Annotated in this window: 5 protein-coding genes; 4 read left to right on the forward strand and 1 reads right to left on the reverse strand. The window is 63.6% G+C overall.

From position 1 onward, the window contains the following. Window positions 1-53 precede the first annotated feature (53 nt). From CDO44_RS15190 to CDO44_RS15205, 4 genes are all read left to right on the forward strand, one after another. Entirely contained in the window at window positions 54-833 is a 780-nt protein-coding gene (locus tag CDO44_RS15190) for a PFL_4669 family integrating conjugative element protein (RefSeq protein ID WP_087781046.1), read from the forward strand. Further along, entirely contained in the window at window positions 830-1,378 is a 549-nt protein-coding gene (locus CDO44_RS15195) for a DUF3158 family protein (RefSeq protein ID WP_087781047.1), read from the forward strand. The genes CDO44_RS15190 and CDO44_RS15195 overlap by 4 nt, the downstream gene beginning before the upstream one ends. After that, window positions 1,375-1,758 carry a single-stranded DNA-binding protein gene (locus CDO44_RS15200; protein ID WP_004362284.1) on the forward strand — a complete coding sequence of 128 codons (384 nt, stop codon included), beginning with the start codon at window positions 1,375-1,377 and terminating at the stop codon, window positions 1,756-1,758. The genes CDO44_RS15195 and CDO44_RS15200 overlap by 4 nt, the downstream gene beginning before the upstream one ends. Before the next feature lie 294 nt (window positions 1,759-2,052). After that, the gene (locus CDO44_RS15205) at window positions 2,053-4,095 is read left to right on the forward strand and encodes a DNA topoisomerase III (RefSeq protein WP_087781048.1); all 2,043 of its coding nucleotides are present in this window, start codon (window positions 2,053-2,055) and stop codon (window positions 4,093-4,095) included. A gap of 494 nt (window positions 4,096-4,589) precedes the next feature. Here the strand turns inward: CDO44_RS15205 and CDO44_RS15215 are convergent, their stop codons facing one another. Further along, complete coding sequence (locus CDO44_RS15215; protein WP_087781050.1) at window positions 4,590-6,299, reverse strand: DUF262 domain-containing protein; 1,710 nt, start codon at window positions 6,297-6,299, stop codon at window positions 4,590-4,592. Between the last annotated feature and the right edge of the window lie 136 nt (window positions 6,300-6,435).

The following is a 6,435-nucleotide window of genomic DNA, read 5'->3' on the forward strand; positions in this document are numbered from 1 at the left end:
TTCCGGGCGGTGCCGATGCTGGCGACTCGTTCCGTTAATGCGAGTCGTCACCCATGGCCAATGAACCCCTGCAACTGAATCTCGGGTCGCTGCGCAGCGCGATGTCGCTGACGCTGCACACGCACCACGCTTCGCGCATCTGGCACGGCCGTGCGCCGACCGAGGGGCGCGCCGGCATCATCGGACTCAACGGCTTCATCAGTGCGATGAACAAGATGAAGCGCGGCGCCGAGCAGGACGATCCGTACTCGGACTGGTGGATGTTGCGGATCGAGGACAAACTCGCCGACACCAAGACCCGTCTGCAGACCCTGCGCGAACAGGTGGATCAGGCCTTGGCCGACGTGCCCCCGGCGCTGTCGCTGGGCGAGAACATGAACGTGCAGCCGGTGAAGCTGCCGCTGTTCGTGAACGCCCAGCTCGGCTTCATGGCGGTGTATCTGCTGGCCGACTACGACGACCTGGCACGCAAACTCATCCTGGCGCACCACACGGCGCTGATTGACCGCAGCACCTTGGAGCGCTGGCTCAATGATGGCGCGCACGCGCTGCGCAGCCTGTTCTCGCTGGCCCAGCAGTACCGCTACTCGGGCACGACGCGCGACGACTTCGCGGCGAAGAACGCCGCGGCGCGGGCGGCGCTGGAGAAGTTCGGCGAGTTGCCGCAGGACGTGCTGGAAGGCACGCGCCGCTCGCGCTTCGCGCCACCGATCGCGCGGCGGACGACCAAGCCCGGCACGCCGCCTGCTGCGCCCGCCATCGAGCCCGATGCGACGGCTCACACGGATGGCGCAGCCAATCCAGCGACGGGTAATGAGGGTGCTGACGCATGACGGCATCGGTCCCCATCAGCCATTCCACGCGCTTCGTGGCGCTGGAACAGGCGGACTTCCAGCGGCTGGAACACGCAGGCTACCTAAAAGGCCTTTTACAGCCTTTTAAGGGTAAGGGGAGTCTGGAGACCTGGGCCAGCCAGTGCACAGCGCTGCGCGACGACGTGATTGGCCTGGCGCAGCGGCGCGTGCTGCCCCAGGCGCGCACCTACCCCTTCAGCCTGCTCGACGTGCAACTGGCCCAGCAGGCCACTGGTGCAGGGACGACCTTCCTGCGCTGGCGCAACCTCGACCGTTCCTCCATGGGCGTGGCGTTGTGGGAGGCCCTGCTGGCCAACCCCGCGACGCCGGCCTCGTTGATCGACGAACTGTACGCGATGGAACTGCAGCGCATCGTGCTGAACATGCAGATCAGCCTGACCCACAGCATCGCTCGCCAAGCCCTGGAATGCGCCAACAAGGCCGCGCAGGCCGAAGCGGCTTACCTGCGGCGCGTCCACGGGCATGCCGCGTCCGTTCCACCCACCACCAAGGAGTCACCATGAGCACGCACTTCGTCGGCGAGGGCAACATCGGTTCTGCGCCGGACTACCGCGAATTTCCGAACGGCAACGACGAGCCGCGCCGGCTGCTTCGCCTGAACGTCTACTTCGACAACCCGATCCCGAAGAAGGACGGCGAGTACGAAGATCGCGGCGGATTCTGGGCGCCCGTGGAGCTGTGGCACCGCGACGCCGAGCACTGGAAGACGCTGTACCAGAAAGGCATGCGGGTGCTGGTCGAGGGCCGCACCGTGCGCGACGAATGGGAGGACGCCGACGAGAACGAGCGCGTGACTTTCAAGGTCGAGGCGCGGCGCGTGGGCATCCTGCCGTACCGCATCGAGTCGGTGGCGCTCAGCGCCAAGCCGGCCGGCGGACAGTAATTCGCCCATCGCCGTTCCCCCGAGGGCGGCTGTAGCAACCGTCATACGCCCGCGATGCACCAGCGAGCTATCCCCAGGGGATAGCTCCAAGGTCATCCAAAGAGTTCCAGCCGCCCTCCCGTAACGACGCTCTTGCTGTGCCAGCTCCTGCGGTCTATGCGCACCGCTGCGGCAACGGACCGCCTGCCGATCACAAAGCGGCGTCTGCATCGATCGGCTTCCTTGCTGCCGGCATCTCCTGGCCCTGCCAAGCTGGCGCTCATCCGACGAACCGCACATTTTCAAGGAGGCTTCATGCGCGTGTTCCTGTGCGAGAAGCCGTCCCAGGGCAAGGACATCGCCCGTGTGCTGGGTGCCGGCCAACGCGGCAACGGCTGCTACAGCGGCGCCGGTGTCGTCGTGACCTGGTGCATCGGTCATCTGGTGGAGGCGGTTCCGCCCGAAGGCTACGGCGATCAATACAAGCGCTGGGCCATCGAGCAACTGCCCATTCTTCCTGAGCGTTGGCGTGTCGAGCCCAAGGCAGCGACCGCAGCGCAATTCAAGGTCGTGCAGCAACTCGTCGCCAAGGCGGGCGAGCTCGTGATCGCCACCGACGCCGACCGCGAGGGCGAGATGATCGCCCGCGAGATCATCGACCTGTGCGGCTACCGCGGGCCGATTCAGCGCCTGTGGCTGTCGGCGCTCAACGATGCGTCGATCCGCAAGGCGCTGGGTGCGCTCAAGCCGTCGGCCGAGACGTTGCCGCTGTATTTCTCCGCACTCGCCCGATCGCGCGCCGACTGGCTGATCGGGATGAACCTGAGCCGCTTGTTCACCCTGCTGGGGCGCCAGGCCGGCTATACCGGCGTGCTGTCGGTGGGGCGCGTGCAGACGCCGACACTGAAGTTGGTGGTGGATCGTGATCGCGAGATCGCGCGCTTCGTCTCCGTGCCGTATTGGGCCGTGGACGTGCTGCTATCCCGTGCCGGCCAGTCCTTCACCGCGAGTTGGATACCGCCCGAAGGCAGCACGGATGCAACGGGTCGCTGCCTTCAGCAGCCGGTGGCGCAGCAGGCTGCGGATCGCATTCGCGCGGCACGCGATGCACAGGTTGTGTCGGTGGACACCGAGCGCGTGCGCGAGGCACCGCCGCTGCCGTTCGACCTGGGCACGCTGCAGGAGGTGTGCTCCAAGCAGTTGGGCCTCGACGTGCAGGAGACGCTGGACATTGCCCAGGCGCTGTACGAGACGCACAAGGCGACAACGTATCCGCGCTCGGATTCGGGCTACCTGCCCGAGAGCATGCTGGCCGAGGTACCGACCGTACTCGACAGCCTGGTCAAGACCGACCCCAGCCTGTGGCCGCTGATCGAGCGCCTGGATCGCCAACAGCGTTCTCGGGCCTGGAATGACGGCAAGGTCACGGCGCACCACGGCATCATTCCCACGCTGGAACCGGCGAACCTCTCGGCGATGAGCGACAAGGAGCTGGCCGTCTACCGGCTGATCCGCGCCCGCTACCTCGCGCAGTTCCTGCCGCATCACGAGTTCGACCGGACGGTGGCGCAGCTCACGTGCGACGGGCAGTCGCTGGTGGCGGTCGGCAAGCAGATCGCGGTGACCGGATGGCGCCAGGTGCTGGCGGCGCCGGAACCCGAGGACGGTGACGGTGAGGATGCACAGCGCGGACAGGTGTTGCCGGCGCTGCAGGCTGGCGCCGCCTGCCAGGTCGGCCAAGTCGAACTGAAGGCGTTGAAGACGCTGCCGCCCAAGCCATACACGCAGGGCGAGTTGGTCAAGGCCATGAAGGGTGTCGCCAAGCTCGTGACTGACCCGCGCCTGAAACAGAAGCTGCGAGATACCACCGGCATCGGCACCGAGGCGACACGCGCCAACATCATCAACGGTCTGATCGGTCGCGGCTACCTGGTCAAGAAAGGCCGTGCCGTCCGCGCTTCCGACGCGGCATTCACGCTCATCGACGCGGTGCCCTCGGCCATCGCCGACCCCGGCACCACGGCGGTGTGGGAGCAGGCACTGGACATGATCGAGGCCGGCCAGATGACACTGGACACCTTCATCGCCAAGCAATCGGGCTGGGTCGCCCAACTCGTGCAGCAGTACCGCGGCGCCACGCTGGGACTCAAGCTGCCGCCCGCGCCGAGCTGCCCGCAGTGCGGTTCACGGATGCGCCAGCGCAGTGGCAAGAGCGGCGCGTTCTGGTCTTGCAGCCGCTACCCGGACTGCAAGGGCACGCAGCCGGTCGAAGGCGCCGCGGCAGGCAAGCGCGGCGCATCCAACCGTACGTTCGGCCGCACATCCAGCACGCCGCGTCGGCGCCCCAAGGCGAACTGACGCCCACGTCTCCCTCTGCCACGCCGGCTCTTGCGGACGGCGGGGCAAACCTCCCGCGCCCCGCGGGACTCCCCAGCGCGCGTTCCCTTCTGCAACGGTGTGCGCGTCCTGCACAGGCCAATCACGGCTTGCAGGGCGAGAAGGTCATTGCTCCGTCGAATCGCGCGCAACGCGGTTCCGTTGATCCAGGTTGTTCCGTCCATCCACGAGCGGTCTCCTGACGCCTTGGCCCGCATGGCTGCGAGGTGCCAGGAGACCGCTTGTGGTCGACGGTATTCGGTGCCGGTGCCCGCCGGCGAAACAACGGGTTCCCTTTGTGTGTGGATGCACGCCAGAGGATGCCGGCCCCAGCCACGAAACGGGCCGGGTGAGATTGCTGACGCAGCGAATGGCTTTGACGACGGCCTAAGGTGCTCAAGCAAGCCACGGGTGGTGCGCTTGTCTTCGGCCGGGGACCAACTGTCCCCAGCCTTCCTAATTGTCTTTTGCTTGGCTTATGAATCGGGGCCGGCCCACAAAGTTCGAGCAACTTCAAATAGCATTTCACCCCGCTTGAGAATTGCATCCTCATCCCATTGATCTCGTTGCATCAACTCGCGATTGAGCTGCAGGTTTGAGTGGTTGAACAAAGCTTGGCGCTTTTGCGCATACGCATGGTTCTGAAGCGCACGATTCACGCCATAGTGGACGAGCGTAAGATTTCCCAAGCGCGGTACAGCGGCCTCTCGCGCAAGAATCAATTTCGATCGCTCATCAAGGTTATCCGGGGCATATTGAAGGATACGAGCCTGGGATACATCGTTGGCCGTCGCATGTGTACCGTCTGGAAGCTGCCAGTACGTATGCCATGTCTGGGGCAAGATGTGGTCAATGTCCAGCGTATCCAAAGCCAACGGGACACGCTCCTCGCTCTTTTCGGAGCGCATGGCCGTTTCCAGACGGTGGAAGATTGCTCGCAACTTTCCCGCATCGAGCCTTCCCGGGTAGACATCACCATTCAGCCAATGGCGACGGAATTCTTCATCGCGGGGCCAGCGGGAGATTTCTCCCGTCCCCTCCGCCAATGTGGCACGGAATGCAGTTGCACTTAGTTCGCCTGATTGGAGTTTCTTTAATTGCTGAGCGAAGACCTTGTTGTAGTTCTTGCGAGTGAGCCCACATATAGCTCGGCGCACCAGGTAGGACTCGACGCAATCGAATATCTCGCACTGCTCGTCCACGGACAGAGAGGACGCGGCCACTCTGAGGGCTAAAGCATGCACAGGTGATGCATCCCACACACCGATGCGGCGACCAAATACACCGATGGGTAAATCGCCGGTACCTGTGACCAAGGCACGGTAATGTTCGGCGTGCCTGTTGAGCATGCCTAACTGCGCATCCGCATCACGCAATGTCGCTGAGTTGTCAACGAAGCGCCGATATCCAGCATATAGGCGGCCAATATCTATCTCGTCACCGGTTTCCGCCTGAACGGCGGTCTGTACGAACCACTCCAATCTCGGGCGGCTTAGACGTCCCCTCGACTGCGACTCAGACCATAGCGGAGACTCAAATTGGCACCACAGATTGGCGTAGAGATCATCTGCGTTGGTACCGGCACGCATGAAGATGAAATTGCGAATCAGATCGGTGGCATGCAACTCGGCGCCATGCCCGTTGAGGGTCTCGAAAATGACCTGGGCGTCGTCCTCTTCGCCGAGGGAGATGCACACGATGGAAAGATCGGTCAGAGTGGCCGTTGCCAGTGCCATCGCGATTGCTTCGATCGCTTGATCTTTATGCTCATTTGCCCATTCAACCATCGCTCCGCGAAAAAAAACGATTGCCTCTAAGGCGGGCGGATGATCAACACCGATTTTTCGAAGGTTTCCGGTCTGCGTGAAGCTCGCTGGAAAGCGCTCACGAAGTTCCTCCAGCGAAGTGGCAGTCATCGCCCGAACATACGGCTCCCGATCTCGAAAGGTCGGCCACAACTTGAAGGCTTCGACCTCGCGGTCCTCCATCGTCTCCGGGTTTCCGTTGCGCAAGCACGCCTCTATGATCGGCTGGAACGTCGGTTGCCCCCATTCTCGTAGAGCGAGGGTTAGTGCAGTCAACACATACTGCATCGTCGTCAGTCGCTGCTGACCGTCGATGATGTGGTGACGTTCCACGCCTAACAATCCAGTTTTTTTCTGTGGCTCCAGCACGACGGCACCCATGAAATGAGGGTAAGCGCTCAGTGAGCAGCGTTCTGGTGCGGGTGGCCTGTCGGTGTTAGGCAGGTTGTGCCGGAGTGGCCATGTTCCAAGGCAGCAGCTTCTCGTAGTCGTCGGCGGTTTGCGCGTATGGCAGCGC

The sequence above is a fragment of the Pigmentiphaga sp. NML080357 genome (assembly GCF_002188465.1).
Lineage (GTDB): Bacteria > Pseudomonadota > Gammaproteobacteria > Burkholderiales > Burkholderiaceae_B > Pigmentiphaga.

Excerpts from the sequence above, each read along its gene's own strand:
- CDO44_RS15190 (WP_087781046.1), top strand. The coding sequence starts at position 54 with ATGGCCAATGAACCCCTGCAACTGAATCTCGGGTCGCTGCGCAGCGCG.
- CDO44_RS15195 (WP_087781047.1), top strand. The coding sequence starts at position 830 with ATGACGGCATCGGTCCCCATCAGCCATTCCACGCGCTTCGTGGCGCTG.
- CDO44_RS15200 (WP_004362284.1), top strand. The coding sequence starts at position 1,375 with ATGAGCACGCACTTCGTCGGCGAGGGCAACATCGGTTCTGCGCCGGAC.
- CDO44_RS15205 (WP_087781048.1), top strand. The coding sequence starts at position 2,053 with ATGCGCGTGTTCCTGTGCGAGAAGCCGTCCCAGGGCAAGGACATCGCC.
- CDO44_RS15215 (WP_087781050.1), bottom strand. The coding sequence starts at position 6,299 with ATGGGTGCCGTCGTGCTGGAGCCACAGAAAAAAACTGGATTGTTAGGC.